At 69.5% G+C, this 20,201-nt stretch carries 19 protein-coding genes; 10 read left to right on the top strand and 9 right to left on the bottom strand.

Annotated elements, in window-relative coordinates; translation table 11 throughout:
• Window positions 1-120: 120 nt before the first annotated feature.
• The 3 genes from KBX21_RS02005 to KBX21_RS01995 form a co-directional block, all read right to left on the bottom strand.
• Window positions 121-1,068: a VWA domain-containing protein gene (locus KBX21_RS02005; protein WP_049572630.1), complete on the bottom strand. Its 948-nt coding sequence runs from the start codon at window positions 1,066-1,068 to the stop codon at window positions 121-123.
• Between the two features lie 88 nt (window positions 1,069-1,156).
• Entirely contained in the window at window positions 1,157-2,125 is a 969-nt protein-coding gene (locus KBX21_RS02000) for a DUF58 domain-containing protein (RefSeq protein WP_210840817.1), read from the bottom strand.
• Window positions 2,126-2,146: 21 nt separating this feature from the next.
• Window positions 2,147-3,214, bottom strand: a complete 1,068-nt coding sequence (locus KBX21_RS01995; protein ID WP_049572636.1) for a MoxR family ATPase — start codon at window positions 3,212-3,214, stop codon at window positions 2,147-2,149.
• 184 nt (window positions 3,215-3,398) lie between these two features.
• On the opposite strand from KBX21_RS01995, the gene KBX21_RS01990 reads away from it, so the two are divergent.
• From KBX21_RS01990 to KBX21_RS01970, 5 genes are all read left to right on the top strand, one after another.
• Complete coding sequence (locus KBX21_RS01990) at window positions 3,399-4,115, top strand: hypothetical protein (RefSeq protein WP_049572678.1); 717 nt, start codon at window positions 3,399-3,401, stop codon at window positions 4,113-4,115.
• A 460-nt stretch (window positions 4,116-4,575) separates the two neighbouring features.
• Complete coding sequence (locus KBX21_RS01985; RefSeq protein WP_049572640.1) at window positions 4,576-5,343, top strand: HipA family kinase; 768 nt, start codon at window positions 4,576-4,578, stop codon at window positions 5,341-5,343.
• The gene (locus tag KBX21_RS01980) at window positions 5,340-5,768 is read left to right on the top strand and encodes a DUF3037 domain-containing protein (protein ID WP_049572642.1); all 429 of its coding nucleotides are present in this window, start codon (window positions 5,340-5,342) and stop codon (window positions 5,766-5,768) included. The genes KBX21_RS01985 and KBX21_RS01980 overlap by 4 nt, the downstream gene beginning before the upstream one ends.
• 211 nt (window positions 5,769-5,979) lie before the next feature.
• A complete protein-coding gene (locus KBX21_RS01975) occupies window positions 5,980-7,236 on the top strand; it encodes a multidrug effflux MFS transporter (RefSeq protein ID WP_049572647.1) in 1,257 nt (418 codons plus the stop codon).
• 143 nt (window positions 7,237-7,379) lie between these two features.
• Window positions 7,380-9,383 (top strand): AMP-binding protein, encoded by a 2,004-nt coding sequence (locus tag KBX21_RS01970; protein ID WP_210840816.1) that lies wholly within the window; start codon window positions 7,380-7,382, stop codon window positions 9,381-9,383.
• A 50-nt stretch (window positions 9,384-9,433) separates the two neighbouring features.
• Here KBX21_RS01970 and KBX21_RS01965 read toward each other — a convergent pair whose 3' ends face one another.
• From KBX21_RS01965 to KBX21_RS01955, 3 genes are all read right to left on the bottom strand, one after another.
• On the bottom strand, window positions 9,434-10,081 hold the full coding sequence (locus KBX21_RS01965) for a response regulator transcription factor (RefSeq protein WP_210840815.1): 648 nt from the start codon (window positions 10,079-10,081) through the stop codon (window positions 9,434-9,436).
• Entirely contained in the window at window positions 10,033-11,301 is a 1,269-nt protein-coding gene (locus KBX21_RS01960; protein ID WP_210840814.1) for a sensor domain-containing protein, read from the bottom strand. Before KBX21_RS01960 ends, KBX21_RS01965 begins: the two co-directional genes overlap by 49 nt.
• Window positions 11,302-11,512: 211 nt before the next feature.
• Window positions 11,513-12,475 (bottom strand): hypothetical protein, encoded by a 963-nt coding sequence (locus tag KBX21_RS01955; RefSeq protein ID WP_210840813.1) that lies wholly within the window; start codon window positions 12,473-12,475, stop codon window positions 11,513-11,515.
• Between the two features lie 249 nt (window positions 12,476-12,724).
• Between KBX21_RS01955 and KBX21_RS01950 the strand changes: the two genes are divergently transcribed.
• From KBX21_RS01950 to rnhA, 3 genes are all read left to right on the top strand, one after another.
• Window positions 12,725-13,168 carry an SMI1/KNR4 family protein gene (locus KBX21_RS01950; protein WP_049579761.1) on the top strand — a complete coding sequence of 148 codons (444 nt, stop codon included), beginning with the start codon at window positions 12,725-12,727 and terminating at the stop codon, window positions 13,166-13,168.
• Window positions 13,169-13,281: 113 nt separating this feature from the next.
• The gene (gene def, locus KBX21_RS01945) at window positions 13,282-13,947 is read left to right on the top strand and encodes a peptide deformylase (RefSeq protein ID WP_210840812.1); all 666 of its coding nucleotides are present in this window, start codon (window positions 13,282-13,284) and stop codon (window positions 13,945-13,947) included.
• Window positions 13,948-14,214: 267 nt separating this feature from the next.
• Window positions 14,215-14,688 carry a ribonuclease HI gene (gene rnhA / locus KBX21_RS01940; RefSeq protein ID WP_049579765.1) on the top strand — a complete coding sequence of 158 codons (474 nt, stop codon included), beginning with the start codon at window positions 14,215-14,217 and terminating at the stop codon, window positions 14,686-14,688.
• Between the two features lie 617 nt (window positions 14,689-15,305).
• On the opposite strand, the gene soxR is transcribed toward rnhA, so the two are convergent.
• Together soxR and KBX21_RS01930 are read right to left on the bottom strand one after the other, a co-directional pair.
• The gene (gene soxR / locus KBX21_RS01935; protein WP_049579768.1) at window positions 15,306-15,770 is read right to left on the bottom strand and encodes a redox-sensitive transcriptional activator SoxR; all 465 of its coding nucleotides are present in this window, start codon (window positions 15,768-15,770) and stop codon (window positions 15,306-15,308) included.
• A gap of 9 nt (window positions 15,771-15,779) precedes the next feature.
• Entirely contained in the window at window positions 15,780-16,463 is a 684-nt protein-coding gene (locus KBX21_RS01930) for an ABC transporter ATP-binding protein (RefSeq protein WP_210840811.1), read from the bottom strand.
• A 306-nt stretch (window positions 16,464-16,769) separates the two neighbouring features.
• Between KBX21_RS01930 and KBX21_RS01925 the strand changes: the two genes are divergently transcribed.
• Window positions 16,770-17,738, top strand: a complete 969-nt coding sequence (locus KBX21_RS01925; RefSeq protein ID WP_210840810.1) for a DUF2332 domain-containing protein — start codon at window positions 16,770-16,772, stop codon at window positions 17,736-17,738.
• 59 nt (window positions 17,739-17,797) lie between these two features.
• On the opposite strand, the gene KBX21_RS01920 is transcribed toward KBX21_RS01925, so the two are convergent.
• Window positions 17,798-18,781, bottom strand: coding sequence for an adenosine deaminase (locus KBX21_RS01920; RefSeq protein WP_049579934.1), 984 nt, complete (start codon window positions 18,779-18,781; stop codon window positions 17,798-17,800).
• Window positions 18,782-18,978: 197 nt separating this feature from the next.
• Here KBX21_RS01920 and KBX21_RS01915 point away from each other — a divergent pair, with 197 nt between their 5' ends.
• Window positions 18,979-20,142: an aminotransferase class V-fold PLP-dependent enzyme gene (locus KBX21_RS01915; RefSeq protein ID WP_210840840.1), complete on the top strand. Its 1,164-nt coding sequence runs from the start codon at window positions 18,979-18,981 to the stop codon at window positions 20,140-20,142.
• Window positions 20,143-20,201 lie beyond the last annotated feature (59 nt).

Here is a 20,201-nt window from a genome sequence, read left to right as displayed (position 1 = left end):
AAGTGGGTGGGCATGACAAAACATGCCAACGCTAACCCGTGGCCGAGCGGGAAAAGGTATAAACCCCACCTAAAGGGATGTGACCAACAACACTGGCCGCTGAGATTGAACTGCCGCTGATCAGGGAAGCCGTTGGAACCACAGCAGCGAGGTCAATGCCGTCGCCAGCGCCAGGACGATCGCCGCCATGACGAACCGGGTGACGATCTCCTCATGCACCATCTCCGAGCCCAGTGAGGACCCGATGTCCTCGTACACCTCATCCAGCTCCGTCTCGCTCTCGGCCTCGTAGAAGTGCCCGCCGGTGTCCTCGGCCAGCCCCTGGAGCGCCTCCTTGTCGATGTCGGCCGGCACCTGGTACCCGTCGATCTCGATCATCGCGGCCCCGCTGCCGAAGGCGATCGTCGACACCGGAACCTCCTCTTCGGCCGCCTCGGCCGACGCCTGGAGGATGTCCCGCCCACTCGTGTTCTCACCGTCCGAGAGCAGAACGATCGCGGCGGGCGGAGGGTCCTCCTCCGCGTCCTCGTCGAAGGTGCGGATCGCCTCCAGGGAGGCGAACACCCCCTCGCCGATCGCCGTCCCCGGACCCAGCCGCAGGGTCTCGATCGACCCCGTCACCGACTCATGGTCCTGCGTGGGCGCGGCCACCACCGTCGCCGTCGAGGAGAACGACACCAGGCCCACGTTGAACCGGTCCGGCAACGTCTCCACGAACCCACGGGCCGACTCCTTGGCCGCGTGCAACCGGTCCGGCTCGATGTCGTTGGCGGCCATCGACAGCGACACGTCCACCGCCACCATGATCGTCGCCCGCTCCCGGGGTGCCTCGACCGGCATCGCGGGCACCGCCATCGCGGCGATCAGCACCCCCAACGCCAGGGTGAACAGCGTGGCGGGCACGTGCCGACGCACGTCCGGCCGGTGCGGCACCACCTGGTTCAACAGCTCCAGGTTGGTGAAGCGCACCGTGTACTCACGACGCTGGCGCTGCGTGAACACGTACGCGCCCACGAGCAGCACCAGGATCAGCAGCCACCACAGCCGCTGCGGCTCCAGAAAGGTCATGACCGCCCCACGTCCCCCCTGCCCGTACCTGCGCGGGAACCTCCCGCGCCCACGTCCCGGCCCGGGATCCCGGCTCTGCCGGAGCCGCTCACCTGGGCACCCCCGGCGTGTGCCGGGCCATGTGGTGCGCGGTCCGGCGCTGGTTGATCACGAACCGGGCGGTGTCCAGGACCCAGTCCCGGTCCGTGCGCAACACCAGATGGTGTACCCCGCAACGGCGCAGGGCCCCGCGCACCGCCGCCCGCTGCGCCGCGGCGGCCCGCTGGTAGCGCTCACGGACCGCACGGGTCAGACGCACGTCACGTACCCGCCCGGTGGTCGGATCACGCAACGCCACGTCGCCCACCTCGGGCACGTCCAGCTCCCGGGGGTCCAGCACCTCCACCACCAGCACCTGGTGGCGTGAGCCCAGCTGCCGCAGCGGCCGCTCCCAGGGCACCTCGTCACCGAAGGCCGGGGTGTCGAGGAAGTCGGAGATCACCACGCGCAGCCCCCGCCTGCGCCGGGTCCGCACCAGGTCGGTGACGGCGTCGGCCAGGCTGGCCCGGTTCTCGTCCGGCGTGCGCACGTCCTCCTGTGGCGCGGCGGCCACCGTCGCCAACAACGACAGCAGTGCCTCCTTGCCCGACCTCGCGGGCCAGCGCCGCACCCGCCCCTGGTGCAGGAAGTGCGCTCCGAAACGGTCACCCACCCGCTGCGTGAGCAGGTTGGTCGCCACCAGGGCGCCCACCGCGATCTCCCGCTTGGACCTCAGCCCCGTGCCGAAGTCCATGCTCGGAGACAGGTCCAGCAGGGTCCAGCTCTCCAGCTCGCGGTCGGCGACCACGTCGCGCACGTGGGGGGTGTCCGTCCGCGCGGTCACCGCCCAGTCCATGTGCCGCACGTCGTCCTCACCCGGCTGGTACAGCCGGGCCTCGGCCGCCTCGGACCCCGGGCCCAACCGCAGCCCGAGGTGTTCCCCGTGCAGGAGGCCGTCCAGCCGCTGCACGATGCGCAGGTCCAAACGGCGCAGCGCGGCCCTGAGCCGCGGGTCGGAACCGATGAAGGGTCTGTTCACACGATCACCTCTGGTCCCTTCCTACCTCTGAGTGGCGAAGGAGGCGGTCTCACCCGAGGGCGGCTCGTCCCAGATGACCCGGGGCGCGGGAACGGTCGACAGGATGCGGTCGACCACCTGGTCGGGCGTGACGCCGTCGGCCAGGGCGTCGAAGGTCAGGACCAGACGGTGCGCGATGACGTCGTGGGCCAGGACCCGCACGTCGTCCGGCAGCACGTAGTCGCGCCCCCGTAGCAGGGCCAGCGCCCGCGCCGCCGCGACCAGGCCAAGGGTGGCGCGCGGACTGGCGCCCACCTCCAGTGCCTGGCGCAGGTCGGGCATCTGGTGGTTCTCCGGCTCGCGTGTGGCCATGACCAGGCGCACGACGTAGTCGGCGATCAGCTGGTGCACGTGGACGCGCTCGGCGTCGGCCTGGAGCTCGCCCAGGGTCACCGGGTCCAGCACCTGGTGGGCCGTGGGCGGCGTCGAACTCATCCGGCGCAGGATCTCCATCTCCTCGTGCGCCTTGGGGTGGTGGACGTTGACCTTCATGAGGAAGCGGTCGCGCTGCGCCTCGGGCAGCGGGTAGACCCCCTCGGACTCGACCGGGTTCTGCGTGGCGATGACGATGAAGGGTGAGGGCAGCGGGTGCGTGGTTCCGCCAATGGACACCTGCCGCTCGGCCATGACCTCCAACAGCGCCGACTGCACCTTGGCGGGCGCACGGTTGATCTCGTCGGCGAGCACGAAGTTGGCGAAGACCGGCCCCAGCTCGACGTCGAACCGCTCGGTGGAGGGGTGGTAGATGCGCGTGCCGACGATGTCCGAGGGCACGAGGTCCGGGGTGAACTGGATGCGGGAGAACGACCCGCCGGTGACCTTGGCCAGCGTGGAGACGGCCAACGTCTTGGCGATGCCGGGGACCCCCTCGATGAGGCAGTGCCCCTGGGCCACCAGCGCGATGAGGGAGCGCTCCACCATGCGCTCCTGGCCCACGATCACCGTGGACACCTCGTGCAGCGCCGCCCGCAGCAAGCGGGTCGGCTCGCCCGGAGTGCTCTCCGGCCCCGGCGCGGACGCGGGACCGTTCCCGGGTGGGGTTTCTGCCATGTCCCGTCCTTCCCGGACTCGGCGCCCCCGTGCGTGGGCGCCGGTAAGGAGTAGGTTGTGGATCACCTGTGGCGACACTACCTGTTTAGGTGCTCTCGGGCCGGTAGACAACGCGAGACTGGGACCGGGACGGACGGCGGGACGACGGGTGGCGGACCGCGACGTGTCGGAGAGGGGAAGTGACATGACGGCGCCCACGAGGGGCCTCAACGACGTCGACCCGCGCCAGCTCGGCGGGTACCGGCTGCTGGGACGGCTGCACGAGTCACGTCTGGGCGTGGTCTACCTGGGCCGCGACTCCGCCGGGGAGCGGATGAGCGTGGCGATGCTCAACGACGCGGCGGGCATCGACGAGCCCACTCGGGAGCGGTTCGCGCGCGCGGTACGTGACGGTGAGAACGTGGCGGCCGCCCGTACGAGCGGGAGGTCGGCCCTGTGGGTGGCGGTTCCCTACGAGGAGGACGGCGCGGGTGCGGGCCGGTTCCTGGAGGAGGCCGGGCGCGGTGGGCCGGTGGTCCTGCGCGGCCCGGTCGTGATGCCGTACTGGGCGGGGGAGCGGGGCGGCTCGGCGGTGCGTTGGGCGCCGTGGGCGGGGCGCAGGGACAGCCCGGTGGCCCGTGGGGAGGCCAACTGGTGGCTGATCGGTGGCCTGGGCGCCCTGTTGCTGTTGCTCCTGTTGTTGGTGTTCGCGTTGTACCTGTGGATGATGCAGTTCCCGCCTCCGGAGATGCCGGCCCCGAGCGAGCCCGGGGCGGAGCAGTCCGAGCCGGCCGAGGAGCCGGGGTCGGAGCCGAGCCCGGAGGAGGGGGAGGGGGACCCGGCCAGCCCGGCGCCCACGATCCCCGCGCCAGGGGACGAGGGCGAGGGGGAGTGGGGGCAGGACCCCGAGGACAACCTCTAGCTGTACCGGGGGAGCGCGGGCCCGAGGGCCGGGCCGCTGACACGGGGGAGCGGGTGGCGGGCCGGAGTGCCCCGCCACCCGCTTCGTGTCTGCGGACTCACCGGATGGGGACAGGGGAACTTCCGAGGATCTTCGGAATCTTCGAGCGGTTCGGGTGTCCACATTATAAATCTACGTCGTAAAGGTGGCGCGGCTGTTCTGTCGAACCGCCCTACCAAAAACCATATTCGCGCGGCTACGCCGCCCGCCTCCCAACTCCTCGTTCTCGAGGGGTTGGGAGGCGGGCGGCCCGGCGGGCCCGTATCTAGAACGTGTTCAGCCCTGTTTAGGAGAGCGCGGGAGAAAGGATGCGGGCCCCGTCCGGGTCCGGCCGGACCTCGCGCCTGTGTCCGGTTGAGCGCCGGACGGCACCGTTGCCGCGGGCGGGCACACGCGAACACGGACGTCGGGTTCGGTGCCTATGCTGGCCAGCGTGCTGAAAAAGGTGATCGCGACGCGGTACGTGCTGCCGCTGCGCGAAGGAGGTTCGCTCCCGGGGTTGGTCGAGGCCGACGACCTGGGAATGTACGTGGTCAAGTTCATCGGTGCCGGACAGGGGCGCAAGACGTTGGTGGCCGAGGTCATCACCGGTGAGCTGGGCCGGGCCCTGGGGCTACCGGTCCCGGAACTGGCCGAGGTGGAGTTCGACGCGGTCATCGCCCGCGGTGAACCCGACCCGGAGGTCCAGGAGCTGCTCAAGGCCAGCGGCGGGCTGAACCTGGGGATGGACTTCCTCCCCGGTTCCCTGGGCTTCGACCCGCTGACCTTCGAGGTGGACCGGGAGTTCGCTGGCCGGGTGCTGTGGTTCGACGCCCTGACCGGGAACGTGGACCGCTCCTGGCGCAACCCGAACATGCTGCTGTGGCACGGTCGGCCCTACCTGATCGACCACGGGGCGACGCTGATCTTCCACCACAGCTGGGCCAATGCCGACCGGTTCGTCAAGCGTGCCTACGACGCCTCCGACCACGTGCTGTCGGGGGCCGCTCCCGACCTCGCGGCAGCCGACGCCGCCCTGGCCCCGCTCGTGGACGAGGACCTGCTGCGCGGTGTGGTGCGTCTGGTGCCCGATGAATGGCTGGTGGACGAGCCGGGGTTCGACTCGGCGGAGGAAGTACGAGAGGCGTACGTGAAGCACCTGGTGGCCCGAGTGGCGGACCGTTCCTGGCTGCCGGAGGTGACCTCGTGAGCGAGCGCTACACCACGGTGACCACCGGGCAGGTGGGTGTGGAACGTGAACGAGCGGTGTTCGAGTACGCGCTGCTGCGGGTGATCCCGCGTCTGGACCGCGGTGAGTGCGTGAACGCCGGGGTGATCGTGTACTCGCAGGAGCGGGCGTTCCTGGCGTCGCGATCGGACCTGGACGAGGCCCGGTTGCTGGCCGTGGACGCGGCGGTGGACGTCGCCGGCGTGCGGCGGGCCCTGGAGGCGGTCGAGATGATGTGCCGGGGTGGTGCCGAGGCGGGGCTGGCCGGTCGTGAGCGGCCGGGGCAGCGGTTCCGTTGGCTGACCGCTCCCAGGAGCACCATCGTGCAGCCGGGGCCGATCCACGGCGGTCTGACGGAGGACCCGGAGGCCGAGGTGGAGAGGCTGCTGGACCGGCTGGTGCGGTGACGGGCGGTCGGTGGCGGGGGTGCAGATGACCGTAACGCCGACGTAAGGGACATCACAGGCCTTCGGATGGTTGGGTGGGGAGCGAAATCCTCCCCTTCGGTGTTGGTATGGAGTGGTCCATTCCTTTGGGCACGCTCCCCAACCATCCCTGATCCGTCGCGGCTCCGGTACGCCGCCGTGTGGATCGGCCTGTCTGCGAACTGGAGTGCCTGTGCAGTCCCCATCGTCCCCCTCCACCGCCCCCGAACAGGGGGTCGCCCCCCAACCGACGCGGTCGCGCAAGTCGATCGCCCTGCTGGTGCTGGTCCTCGGTGTGCTCACCGCCACCGGCCCGCTGGCGACCGACATGTACCTTCCGGCCTTTCCCCAGATCACCCGGGAACTGGGGGCGACGGAGGGGCAGATCGGCCTGACCCTGACGGCGATCATGATCGGCATGGCCGTGGGTCAGCTGGTCATCGGGCCGATGAGCGACGCCTGGGGCAGACGCGGTCCGCTGCTGGTGGGTGTCGCGCTGTTCACGGTGACGTCGGTGCTGTGTGTGTTCGTGCCGAACGTGACGGTGTTCATCGCGCTGCGCTTCCTCCAGGGCGTGGCGGGGGCGGCCGGTGCCGTGGTGGCCCGGGCCATCGTGCGCGACATGTTCCAGGGTGACGACGCGGTGCGGTTCTTCTCCCGGCTGGCGTTGGTGATGATGCTGGCCCCGTTGCTGGCTCCCCTGGTGGGTGCGCAGTTGTTGCTGGTGGGCCCGTGGCAGTTGAGTTTCTGGGTGTTGGCGGCGATGTCGGCGCTGAGCTTCGTGCTGGTGCTGTTGTGGCTGCCGGAGAGCCTGCCGCCGGAGGCCCGACGGTCCCAGGGGCCGCGTCAGCTGGCCTCGACGGTGTGGGGTCTGGTGCGCAACCCGCGGTTCGTGAGTCCCGTGCTGACTCTGGGGCTGAGCTTCGGGATGCTGTTCACCTACGTGTCGGCGTTCTCGTTCGTTTCGCAGAACGAGTTCGGGATCTCGCCGCAGACCTACGGGTGGTTGTTCGCGGTGAACGCGTTGGCGTCGATGGCGGGCACCCAGGGCAACGGTTTCCTGGTGGGTCGTGTGGACACGGCCCGGCGGTTGCTGATGGGTCTGTTGCTGGCCCTGGTGTCGGTGCTGTCGCTGTTGGTGTTGGCGCTGAGCGGGATGGCGGAGCTGTGGATGGTGTCGGGGCTGTTGGCTCTGATGATGTTCAGCGTCGGTTTCATCATGCCGAACGCGACGGTGACGGCTCTGGACGGTCAGCCCAAGGCCGTGGCCGGTACGGCCTCGGCACTCATGGGCTCGATGCAGTTCGCTCTTGGCGGTCTGATCGCGGCCACGGCGGGGTTGACGCCTTCGGGTCAGGCCTCGTTGGTGAGCATGGCGGTGGTGATGGCCTCCGTGGCGGTGCTGTCGTTGCTGGCGTTCGTCTGGGCCGCGCGGGTGAAGGTCCGATGAGCCCAGGTCTCGGGTGATTTCAGGCCGGAACGGCGAGGTTGCCGTTCGGTGGGGAAATGGGCACAGTAGGGCACAATTCCCCGACTGAGGCGGGTGGGGATCGTGTCGGGCCCGCCTACTGACGCGACAGAGGATGAGTGGGTATGGGCGAGACCCCCGGTTCGTTGGCTCGAGAACACTCCGGGTTGAGTGAACTGATCTACGAGGTGGCGACCACGGACGCCCACGCGCACGTGTTCTCCGTGTTGGAGGGTCAGGACTGGGAGCGTCGGACCGCCGGGGAGTTCGCCACCGAGGTGACGGCTCTGGCGAAGGGGCTGGTCGCGGCCGGTGTCGCTGAGGGTGACCGAGTGCTCCTGGTGGCCGACTCGCACCACGACTGGGTGCGGTTCGCGTTCGCCGTGTGGTCGGTGCGGGCCGTGTTGGTGCCGCTGCCGAGGACGGCGTCAGCGGAGCGGGTGAAGCACGTGGTGCGTGAGACGCGCCCGGCGGCCGCGGTGGTCGAGGGGGACCGCCAGTACCGGACGGCCGTGGGGTTGCAGCGGGAGCTGCCGGACCTGGGCCGGGTGTGGCGTTACGAGGAGGGCCTGCCGGTGGTGGCGGGTCTGGGGACGTACATGGACGCCTCCGCGGTGCGGTTCCGTCGTGACGAGGTGGTCGCCGACGACCCCGCGGTGGTGTTGTACCCGATGAGCACGGTCTCGCGGCGGACGCGGGGTGTGGTGCTGTCGCACGGGGCGCTGCTGACGGCGGCGGCTGACCTGGTTGACCGGATGTGGCCACGGTTGGCGGAGCTGTCTGCGGGCCGGGCGAGCGCGGTGTTGGACCTGCCGATGTCGGAGCTGCCGGGGTTGGCGTCGTTGGTGGCGTGTGTGGTGGGCCGGGTCCGGGTGGGACTGGTGGCCCCGGGGCGGTTGCGACGTGAGCTGCACCGGTTCCGGCCGACGGTGCTGGTGTGCCGGTCGGACCTGTTCGAGCGGGTGCACGGTTCGGAGCGGGCGTCGGCGCACTCCACGGACTGGGACTCGGTGGGGACGTTCAACGCGGCGATGGACGCGGCGGTGTCGTTCGACCAGTCGCCGAAGAAGGGTGCCTGGCGTCGGTTGTCGCGGTCGATGTACGACTGGTCGTTCTCGAAGATCCGGGATCTGTTGGGTGGCCGGGTGCATCTGGCGGTGTGCTGGGGCGGTGGGTTGACGGATCGGTTGGACAGTTACTTCAACGGTGTGGGTGTGCCGGTGATGCAGGTGTTCGGTGTGCCGGAGACGGCGGGTGTGTTCGTGGCGAACGCGCCTGGTGAGCGGGTCGCGGGTTCGGTGGGGCAGGCGATGCCGGGGCGTGAGGTGTGGGTTTCGCGCGGGGGTGAGCTGTTCGTGCGCGGCGGTGCGGTGTTCCTGGGGTACTGGGCGGACGGTGAGGGTTCGCGGTCGGCGTTCCGGGAGGGCTGGTTGGCCACGGGGGTGTTGGCCGAGGAGGACGCTGAGGGGTTCGTCCGGGTGCGGGGGCGGGTGCGTCCGCAGGCGTCGGTGGCGGAGGTTCCGGGGCGGTTCGTGCCGCGGGCGAACGTGCTCGACGTGGTGGCCGAGCCGGAGTTGGAGGTGGCTCCGGAGGTGGTGGCCACGGCGTCGCTGCCTGTGGTGGAGGCTCCCACGCGGGAGTTGGAGGTGGCTCCGGTGGTGGAGTCCGGGGGGTCTCGGGGGGAGTCGTCGGGGACGGGTGAGTTCGCGGCGGTGGGTGAGGGTTCGCGGGACTCGGACGTGGTGTCGGGTTTCGAGGCTCGGTTGCGGTCGCATCCGTTGATCAGTCAGGTGTTGGTGATCGTGGAGGGGCGGCCGTTCGCGAGTGCCCTGGTGACGCTGGTGCGTGATCAGTTGGAGTACTGGCGTCTGGTGAACGGTCGGCCGTTGTCGATGGCGCCGGAGGAGATCGCGGGGGACCGTGATCTGCTGCGGGAGGTGCAGGGTTTGGTGTATGAGGCCAACCGGAGTGTGCCGCGGCATCTGGCGGTGCGGTCGTTCCATGTGTTGGCTGAGGAGTTCACGGTGCAGTCGGGGTTGGTGCGTCCTTCGGGGGAGTTGCGGCGTGAGGCGGTGTTGCGCGCGTTCTCCGAGGAGATCGACGGGCTGTATCGGGTGCGTCGTGAGTAGTGGTTGAGGTGGGTGTGTGGCCGTGGTCCCGGTGGGGGCCGCGGCCTTTTTCATTGTCCGTTGAGGTAGGCGAGGACGGCGAGGACGCGGCGGCTGTCGTCGCTGGAGGGGGGCAGGTCGAGTTTGGTGAAGATGTTGTTGATGTGTTTGCTGATGGCCTTTTCGGTGATGTAGAGGCGTCCGGCGATGGCGGAGTTGGAGCGACCCTCGGCCATTTCGGCGAGGACCTCGCGTTCGCGGGGGGTGAGTTGGGCCAGGGGGCCGCTCTGGTCCTGGCGGGCGAGGAGTTGGGAGATGACGGCGGGGTCCATCGCGGTGCCTCCGTCGGCGACGCGGCGGATGGCCTCGATGAACTGGTTGATGTCGAAGACGCGGTCCTTGAGGAGGTAGCCGACGCCGCCCGCGTCGTCGGAGAGGAGTTCGCGGGCGTAGAGCTGTTCGACGTGTTGGGAGAGGACGAGGATCGGCAGGCCGGGGATCTGGGTGCGGGCGCCGATGGCGGCCTGGAGGCCTTCGTCGGTGAAGGTGGGGGGTAGGCGGACATCGACGACGGCGACGTCGGGTTTGTGGTCGATGAGGGCGGTGTGGAGGTCGGGGCCGTTGTCGACGGCGGCGACGACGGTGAAGGTGTGGGCTTCGAGGAGTCGGATCAGGCCGTCGCGGAGGAGGGCAAGGTCTTCGGCGATGACAACGCGCATGGGATCTCCAGGGTGACGATGGTGGGGCCGCCGTGGGGGCTGGTGATGTTCATCGTGCCATCGAAGGAGTCGAGGCGCCGCGCGATGCCGGCGAGGCCGCTTTCGGGGGTGGGTTGGGCGCCTCCTTGTCCGTTGTCGGTGACGGTGGTGACGAGTCGTTGGCGGCCGTGGTTGATGTGGACCCAGGCGTGGGTGGCGTGGGTGTGTTTGGCGGTGTTGGTGAGGAGTTCGGCGATGGCGAAGTAGGCGGCGGATTCGACGGGGTCGGCGGGTCTGCCGTTGAGGTTGGTGGTGACGGTGATGGGGAGGTGGTGGGTGAGGGCGAGGGCGTGGACTGCTCCGTCGAGTCCGCGTTCGACGAGGACGGGTGGGTGGATGCCGCGGACGAGGTCGCGGAGTTCGGTGAGGGCTTTGCGGGTGGTCTCGCGGGCTTCGGCGAGCATGTGTTTGGCGTTGTGGGGGTTGGTGTCGACGATCTGTTCGGCCAGGGCGAGGTTCATGCCGAGGGCTACGAGGCGGGCTTGGGCTCCGTCGTGGAGGTCGCGTTCGATGCGGCGGATTTCGGCGGCCTGGGTGTCGATGGTGTCGGCGCGGCTGGTGGCGAGGTGGGCGACGCGTGCGGTGAGTCGGGCTTTTTCTGAGGGGGCGAGGATGATGCGGGCGAGTTTGTGGTGGGCGCTGGTGGTGAGGGGGTGGAGGAAGTGGGCGAGGAGGAGGGTGAGTGCGGCGGGGATGAGGGCGAGGAGTGCCTCGGTGGGGGTGTGGGGGGTGATGAATCCGTAGAGGCTGGGGATGTGGCGCCAGAGGATGAGGGCGTAGAGGGTTTGGTAGAGGGCGTGGGCGTAGAGGGTGTAGCTGAGGAGGGCGAGGAAGGTGAGGAGGGGGGCTGAGGCGAGCCAGAGGATGTCGCGCCAGGTGGCGGTGTCGGTGAGGATGACGCGGACGCGGGCGTGGACTCCGGTGGGGGGCATGGGGCGGTAGGTGGCGGGGACGGGTTGGTGGGGGTTGAGGTGGGTGAGGGTGGTGCGTTGTGCGTTGGCGATGGTGCGCAGGGTGGTGGCGGTGAGGATGGTGAAGGGGAGGCCGATCCAGATGAGGGTGAGGAGGGAGGAGGCGAGGACGAGTGGGGTGAGGAGGAAGGCGGCGGTGTTGTGGGAGACGAGGAGGAGTGTGTGGGCCAGGTTGGTGAGGGGCCCGGTTCTGGGGCTGGTGGTGGCCATGGTGGTGTCTCCGGTGGTGGGTGGTGGGCGCCTTCCGTTTCTATTCTGGGGTGCGGGTGTGGGTGGTCGCGGGGGTGGTGGCTCCCCTGTTGGGGGTGGGTGAGGCCCGGGTTCGTGTGAACCCGGGCCTTGGTGGTGTGTGGGGTCTTGGTTGGCTTTGTGTGGTGCGGGTGTGTGGTGGCCCGGTTGGGTGCGGGGGGTTGGGTGTGGTCTAGGGCCAGCGCATGTCGGTGGCGGGGCCGAGGTGGGTGATGCGGGTGTTGGCGTGGGTGTCGAGGGCTTGTTTGAGTTGGGTCCAGGCCTGTTGGGGGGTGTTGTCGGTGTTGTTGCAGGTGCGCTGTTCGCAGGCGGTGTTCTGGGACATGGCGGCGGCGAAGCGGAGGGGGTCGCCGGTGTTGGTGTGGCCCCAGTTGCTGATGTTGGCCCATTGGCGGGCCTGGATGCCGTCGGTGCGGTAGATCTGGGGGATGGTGGCGACGGTGGGTTGGTTGCCGCCGGAGGCGAGGTGGACGTCCTTGAGGGTCCAGCCGTTGCTGCATGCGCCGTTGCCGGTGGAGGGGCATCCGTCGGCTGAGTTGGCTGCGTAGAGGGGGGTTTTGGTGGCGTCGGTGTAGGCCTTGATCCAGTCGCGGGCCCAGGCGGGGGTGGACCAGGAGGGTTCGGCGTCGATGGCGGCGGTGAGGGTGACCTGGGGTGTGGTGGCCTTGCGGGCGTTGTCGACGAGGGTGGCCCACTGGCGTCCGGCGGTGGTGCCGTTGATGCCGCCGTCGTCCTTGTTGTTGATGCCCAGGGCGAGGTGGGTGGGGGTGTTGGTGGTGTCGCACTCGGCGTAGCCGCGGGCCCAGTGGTGGGCGTATTCGATGGCTTTGTCGGTGTGGGTGCGGGGTGTGGTGGTGCCCGCGCTGGTGCCGGGTTCGCGGAGTTGGTTGTTCTTCTCCTGGGTGCCGAAGAAGAGGACGCGGACGCCGGGGGTCTTGGTTTTGGCCTGGGTGCAGCCGGACTGGTGGGCGTGGTGGGTGGTGGCGTTGGTGAGGGGGACGTACTGGCTGGTGGTGTGGCCGGGGTAGGTGGTGGCCTGGCCTGGGTGTTCGGCCGCGTGCGCGGGTGCGGAGACGTTGAGGGTGGCCGCAGTGAGGGCGAGGGCGGCGAGGAGTCGTGGTGTGGTGTGTTTCATGCCCTTCATTATGTGCTAATGGTGATGGTGTGTGCACGCAGAGTGACACCCATGGCGTTTATGGGCATTAGGGACATAAGGCGTGTGCGTGGATCTTCGGTGTGGTGGGTGTGAGGGGCTGACCCGCTGGTCCACGGGTGGGTGGCTATGGGGCATGGGTGGCGTTTTGTGGCGGATGCGGGTGGGGATTCGGTCGATTTTCGGCGCAACTCGCCGACCACGATTTCCCGTGTCTTGCCACGACCTGTGATGATCGTGGGTGTGTGGCGTGAACTGATCCTGGAGATGTATCCCGAGGCCGATCTGAGCGATCCGGCCGACGAGGTGACCCTGGCCGAGGTCGAGAAGCACCTGATGCTGCCCCTGCCGTTCGAGTTGGCCTCCCTGTTGAGGGAGACCGACGGGGTGACCAACGAGTACGGGGACGCGGTGGTGTGGAGTGCCCGCCGACTGGTGGAGGACAACCTGGCCATGCGCCAGGAACCGGACTACCTCGAGCTGTACGCCCCCTTCGATGAGATGATCTTCTTCGGCGACTCCGACATGGGCCCCCAGTTCGCCTACGTGCACACGGACTACGGTCCGGGCATCGTCGTGTGGGATCATGAGAGCGACCGCAGGCGGCTGGTGGTGGTGTCCTTGCGCGACTACCTGGCGCGGTGCTTCATCCAGGGCAACGCGTGGTTCCGTTAGGGCTGGCGCCCAGGGCATCACGCACCGGCGTGACCTGTCGGTTCGTGCTATTTTTCGTGGTTGGCGGTGTTGTGGCCGCCCTATCCACTTGCGCCCGCCTTGAGAGAAGGACCATGTCGGAGCAGTCCATGCCCGTGCCCGTAACCGTTGTCCAGGGCCGGGAGGTGTCGGACTATCCCGAGCTGGCCCCCGAGGCCGCCCGGGGCCGTGTCCTGAGGATCACGGTCACCGGTGAGGAGGTCCTGCACCGACCCAACGCCGACGTCCCCGCCTCCATGTTGGGCGGAGCCGAGCTGGCTCGGCTGATCGACGACATGTTCGTCACGATGTACGCCGCCGAGGGAGTGGGACTGGCCGGCAACCAGGTCGGAGTGGACCTGCGCCTGTTCGTCTACGACTGCCACGACGACGACGGGGTGCGGCACGTGGGACACGTGGTCAACCCGGTCCTGGACGAGCGCGACCTCGACGACGCGGTGGTGGTGGAGAGCGAGGGCTGCCTGTCGGTGCCCGGACCGCACGCGGACCTGGGTCGGGCCGAGCACGCCACGGTGCGCGGTCTGGACAGGGACGGCGCCGAGGTGGTGCTCAGCGGCAGCGGCTACTTCGCGCGGTGCCTCCAGCACGAGACCGACCACACCCACGGCAAGCTCTACGTCGACCGGCTCGCGACGCGTGAGCGCAAGCGGGTGCTGAAGAAGATGAACGAGATGGCCGACAACGTGTTCGCCCGCCGGGAGGAGCGCGCCCAGGAGCTGGAGCGCGAACTGGCGGAGTAGTGCCTTCCTGAGCCTCGTGTGGGGGCGTGCCGGGTGTGTCCGGTGCGCCCCCACTGGCGTGTTCGGGGGCGGTCGGGTCGGGTAGGGGTGCTCGGAGAGGGTGCACGGGTGGCCGGTCCCATGCCGGGGCGGGGGCGCCTTTGGTCAGGCTGGGCGTCCGCAATGGTTGGTTTGTGGGCTCCATTGGTACTGATTGGCCCTGTAAGTGGCTCTTGTCATGGGGGTTGTGGCCTTTTCGTGACCGGCGAGGGCGGTAGATTGCCCCGCATGCACAACGGGGACGAGGTCGACCAGGGGTCGACGGAACGCGTGGTCATCTACACCGACGGGGCGTGCAGCGGCAACCCCGGCCCGGGGGGCTGGGGTGTGTGGCTGCGCTACGGAGAACATGAGCGCGAGCTCTTCGGCAGCGAGGCGCAGACCACCAACAACCGCATGGAGCTCATGGCGGCCATCCAGGCACTGGAGAGCCTCAAGCGCGACGTGCCGGTGCTGCTGCACACCGACTCCTCCTACGTCAGCAACGGGATCACCTCGTGGGTGCACGGGTGGAAGAAGCGCGGTTGGAAGACGGCCGACAAGAAGCCGGTGAAGAACGTGGACCTGTGGCAGCGCCTGGACGAGGTGGCCTCGCGCTACGAGGTGGAGTGGAAGTGGGTGCGCGGGCACAACGGCGACGAGGGCAACGAACGCGCTGACGAGTTGGCCCGGCGCGGGCGTGACGAGGCCGCTGGTCTGTAGCGGGTGTGTGTGGCGGCGGTGCCCCCTGGGGGGGTGCCGCCGCTTCGTCGTGTGTGGGGGCGGGGGCGCTGCGCCTGCGCCGATCAGGGGTTGAGCCCCGTGGGTGGCGTTGGTCGAGCCCGTGGGTGGGTGTCGCGGGGGCCGCCGCCGCATCCCGGTCGGTGCTAGGGCGGCTCTGGGGCGTGCTTTGTGGATGCTTTCGCCGGTGGCGGCAGGCGCGATCGATGCGGGCGGCCATCTCCCCTGCTGTGCACCGCTACGCGGGTTCTGAGGAGTCCCGCAGTGGGGCCCGGCCGTCTCCCGCCAGCTGTGGAGCGAAACTGCCTCTACTGTGCGCTGCTACGCCAGCTCCGGAGAGTCGCACAGCGGGGCCCGCCCGGGGCTGGCTGTGCGGGCTTCATCGGTGTGGCGAGAGGCAGCCTGGTGGGTGACGCGAGGTGACCGCGCAGCCGTAGGCGTCCGTTGAGGGTGGTGGAGGGCGACGAAGAGGGCAAGCACCGCGCCGCAGGCGTCCCTTGAGGGTGGTGGAGGGCGACGAAGAGGGCAAGCACCGCGCCGCAGGCGTCCCTTGAGGGTGGTGGAGGGCGACGGGTGGGCGGAAGGAGCCAGAACACGACCTACTCCTCGTCCTTGAAGGAGTCGACCATGAGGCGGCGGGGGCCGGGGCCGGTGGAGGCGAGTTCGTCGTCGGGGTTGGAGAGCACGCAGGTGTTCAGGGACAGGCAGCCGCAGCCGATGCATCCGGTGAGGTCGTCGCGCAGGCGGACGAGCTGGGTGATGCGGGCGTCGAGTTCGTCGCGCCACTGTGCGGAGACAGCGGCCCAGTCGGAGCGGGTGGGGGTGCGGTTCTCGGGGAGTTGGTCCAGGGCGTCGCGGATGCGTGCCAGGGGGATGCCCACGCGTTGGGAGATGCGGATGAAGGAGACGCGGCGGAGGGTGTCGCGGCGGTAGCGGCGTTGGTTGCCGGTGGTGCGGCGGCTGTGGATGAGGCCCTGGCGTTCGTAGAAGTGCAGGGCGGAGACGGCGACTCCGGCGCGTTCGGCTACCTGGCCGACGGTGAGTTCCTTGGTGATGGGTGGCACGGGGTCAGTTTAGGTGGGGGTGCTCTGGAGGGCGTACAGGCGTGCGTAGGCGCCGCCGCGGAGGAGGAGTTGGTGGTGGGTGCCGGTTTCTGTGGTGTGTCCGTGGTGGAGGAGGTGGATGCGGTCGGCGGTGCGGGCGAGTGAGGGGTGGTTGGTGAGGGTGAGGTGGGCGGTAGTGGGTGTGGGTCGGGGTGTGGGGGTGGTGGGTTGGTTGATGAGGAGGAGGCGGGCGCCGGTGTGGTGGGCGTAGAGGGTGCGGGCGTGGTGGATGTGGGTGGTGAGGGCTGGGTCGAGGTCGGCGGTGGGGGTGTTGAGGTGGCGGGGGTCGAGGTGGGTGGTGGTGAGGGCGTGGGTGAGGTGGGGGTCGTGGGGGTTGGGGTGGGTGTGGCCGGTGATGGTTTGGGCGAGGGTGGCGTTGGGGTGGGTGGTGTGGATGGGTGTGTGGGGGCTGATGTGGCCGGTGGTGGGGTTGGTGTGGTGATGGAGGAGGTGGGTGAGGGCGCGGGTGGCGGTGGGGGTGAGTCCGATGAGGGCGATGTGTTGGCCGGGGTTGATGGTGAGGTCGAGGTGGTGGAGGAGGGGGTTGGGTTCGGTGGGGTGGGTGAGGGACACGTCGTGGAAGGTGAGCAGGGGTGTTGCGGTGGGGGTGTGGTGGGTGGTGTGCCGTAGGTGGTGACGGGTGGAGAGCCTCACGGGGGTCCGTTCGTGTGGGTGGTTGTCTCCTGCCTGGGATCGTCCCGGGCGTGTGAGAGTTCCCGTTATGTGTTCGTGTCCTTGGTCTCGTTGTTCAGCGTAGGGGTGGGTGGGTGAGGGGGACATCAGCTTGGTGGGGTTTTTGTGGGGCTTGGGGCGCCCTTCAGGTGGTGTGGTGGGTTGTGTGGTCGTGTGACGGGTGTCTGCGGGAAGGCGCGTGATCGTGGGGTGGGGTCGGTTCCCGGGGGGCTGACCCGGGGGCGGTAGGTTGCCGCGCACCTGGTGTCTTCGTGAAGGAGTGCGACGGTGAGTGCTGACACGGCGGGCGAGCGCGCACGGGTCGCCGACCGGTACCGGTGGTTGGCGAGCAGCTACGCGCGTGGGGGTTCGCCCGACTACGAGCGCATCGCCCTGGGGGTGGCCCGGGACGCGCGGATACAGGACCTGGTGCTGAGCCTGCCGGAGGGGAACAAGCGCCAACCCAACCTGCTGCTGGGGGCGGTGCGCTACCTGGGTGGGCCGACCGGGACCTGGGAGGGGTTCCGGGTGTGGGTGGAGGAGCACTGGGAACGGGTGCGCGGGGTGGTGATGGCGCGCATGACCCAGACCAACGAGGTGCGCCGGTGCGCGACGCTGTTGCCGGTCCTGGCGCGGCTGGAGGGTCCGTTGGCACTGGTCGAGGTGGGGGCCTCGGCGGGGTTGTGCCTGTACCCGGACCGGTACCGCTACTCCTACGACGGGGGTGCTCCCCTGGGGCCGGGGGAGAGCCCGGTGCTGTTGGAGTGCCGCACCAGCGGTGGGGTGCCTCTGCCCGGGCGGGTGCCGCACGTGGTGTGGCGGGCGGGGTTGGACCTGAACCCGCTGGACGCCGCGGACGAGGGCGACGTGCGCTGGTTGGAGTCGCTGGTCTGGCCAGGGGAGCACCGGCGCGAGCGGGTGGAGCGGTTGCGGGCGGCGGCGTCGGTGGTGGCGGCCGATCCGCCGGTGATGGTGGCGGGGAACCTGGTGGAGGCTCTGCCGGAGCTGGCGCCTGAGGGGGCGACGTTGGTGGTGTTCCACAGTGCGGTGGCGGCCTACCTGTCCGAGGGTGGGCGCGCGGATCTGGAGCGGCTGATGGGCGGGTTGCCGGGGCACTGGGTGTCCAACGAGGGGTGGCGGGTCTTCCCGGAGTGGGAGGGTGCGCGGCCGCCGGTGGAGAACGACTTCACGTTGGCGGTGGATGGTCGGGTGGTGGCCTATACGGGGGAGCACGGTCAGTCGTTGAACTGGCGGTGATCGGTCGAACGTCGAAGGGGCCTCGCGTGTGCGCGAGGCCCCTTCGACGTTGTGTGGGGTCAGAAGGTGTAGGCGTCGACTTCGGCGAGCAGGGCCTGGCGGCGTTCCTCGGGCAGGAAGGAGGCGGTGAAGGAGTTGCGGGCCAGGGTGCGCAGGTGGTCGTGGTCCAGGCCCAGGTGTTCCTGGAGGCCGAGGTAGTTGTCGTGGACGTAGCCGCCGAAGTAGGAGGGGTCGTCGGAGTTGACGGTGACGAGCAGGCCGGCGTCCATGAGGGTGGGCAGGGGGTGGTCGGCGAGGGTGTCGACGGCGCGCAGGCGCACGTTGGAGAAGGGGCAGACGGTGAGGGGGGTCTGGGTGGTGGCCAGGTGGGTGACCAGGGTGGGGTCGTCCAGGCAGCGGATGCCGTGGTCGATGCGTTCGGCGCCCAGGAGGTTGAGGGCCTGCCAGATGTAGTCGGCGGGGCCTTCCTCTCCGGCGTGGGCGACGCGGCGCAGTCCGAGTTCGGCGGCGGCTTGGAAGACCTCGGTGAACTTCTCGGGTGGGTTGCCGACCTCGGCGGAGTCCAGGCCGACGGCGCTGATGTGGTGCAGGTGGGGGCGGGCGGCGTTGAGGGTGTCCATGGCTTCGTTGGCGGGGCGGTCGCGCAGGAAGCACAGGATGAGGCTGGTGGAGATGTTGTGGCGTTCGAGGCTGGTGTCCAGGGCGGCGGCCAGGCCGTTGATGACGGTGTCCAGGGGGATGCCGCGGTTGGTGTGGGCCTGGGGGTCGAAGAAGATCTCGGCGTGGCGGACGCCCTGGGTGGCGGCGCGGGTGAGGTAGGCCTCGGCGAGGTCGTGGAAGTCGGCTTCGGTGCGCAGGACGTCCATGAGTTCGTAGTAGAGGTTCAGGAAGGACTGGAGGTCGGTGAAGGAGTAGGCGTCGCGCAGGGCCTGGATGTCGGTGTGGGGCAGGGTGATGCCGTTGCGGTCGGCGAGGTGGAAGGCGAGTTCGGGCTCCAGGGTGCCTTCGATGTGGAGGTGGAGTTCGGCTTTGGGGATGGCCATGGCAGCCGGGTGCCCTTTCTTCGGGTGGTGTGGGTTGTTGGCCATTGTGGCTGATGGCGGTGGGTGGGTTGGTCTGTGGTGGGTGGGTGGTGGGGGCGGTGTGGGCCACATCTGGTCAGGTGCTGGGGTGGTGGGGGCGGTACGGGTGGGGCAGGGTTCGGGGGTGGGTGTTGGCCGACGTGAGGAGTGGGTGCGTGGTGGACGTCGCGGAGTTGCGGGCGCAGACGCCGGGGTGTGCGGGTTTGGTGTTCCTGGACAACGCGGGGTCGGCGTTGGTGCCGTCCCCGGTGCACGAGGCGGTGGTGGCTCATCTGGAGTTGGAGGCTCGGGTGGGCGGGTACGAGGCGCGGGACGTGGCCGCTGAGTCGGTGGAGGGTTCCACGAGGGAGGTGGCGGCGTTGATCGGGGCGTCGCCGGAAGAGGTGGTGTTCTTCGAGGGGGCGTCGCAGGCGTGGTCGATGGCGGTGGGGGCGGTGGTGTTGGAGCCGGGGCAGCGGGTGCTGACCACGACCAGTGAGTACTCCGGTAACGGGGTGGGGTTGTTGCGGTTGGCGGCGTTGCGTGGGGTGCGGGTGGAGGTGGTGCCCGATGACGCCGACGGGGTGGTGGATGTGGCGGTGTTGGAGGAGGAGTTGGGGCGTGGGGATGTGGGGTTGGTGGCGATCAACCACATGCCCACGCACAGCGGGTTGGTGAACCCGGCCGAGGTGGTGGGGGCGTTGTGTGGGCGGTTCGGGGTGACCTATCTGTTGGACGCCTGCCAGTCGGTGGGGCAGTGGGAGGTGGATGTGGAGCGGATTGGGTGTGACCTGCTTTCGGGGACTGGCCGCAAGTTCCTGCGGGCGCCTCGGGGGACGGGGTTCTTGTATGTGCGTGCGGGGACGCGGTTGGGGGAGCCTTTGGCGGTCAACCACGTCGGTGGGCGGTGGAGTGGTCCGGAGGAGTACCGGGTGTTGCCCGGCGCGGCGGGGTTCGAGGTGTTCGAACACGCGGTGGCGGCGCAGGTCGGGTTGGGGGTGGCGGCCTCCTACGCGCGGCGGGTGGGGATGGGGTGGGCGCGGGAGCGCATCGGAGGGTTGGCGGGGTGGTTGCGGTCGGCGTTGGAAGGGGTGCCGGGGGTGGAGGTGCATGACCGGGGGCGGGAGTTGTCGGGGATCGTGACGTTCTCGGTGGCTGGGCGTGAGGCCGAGTGGGTGGTGGGGGCGTTGCGGGAGCGGGGGGTGCGCGCGAATGTGGCGCGGCCCTTTGATCAGCGGTGGTCGCCTGGTCCCGGGCACGCGGTGGTGCGGGCGTCGGTGCACTACTACAACTCGGAGGAAGAGTTGGAGCGCACGGTGGGGTTGGTGCGGGAGCTGGCCTAGGGCCTGAGGGGGACCGGCGGCGTTGGGCGCGCCGGTCCCCCTCTTGTTGGTGTGGCCCG

The sequence above is a fragment of the Nocardiopsis sp. B62 genome (genome assembly GCF_018070675.1).
Lineage (GTDB): Bacteria > Actinomycetota > Actinomycetes > Streptosporangiales > Streptosporangiaceae > Nocardiopsis > Nocardiopsis prasina.
Note: the sequence above shows the minus strand (reverse complement) of the source record. Positions and strands in the feature narration are given on the sequence as shown.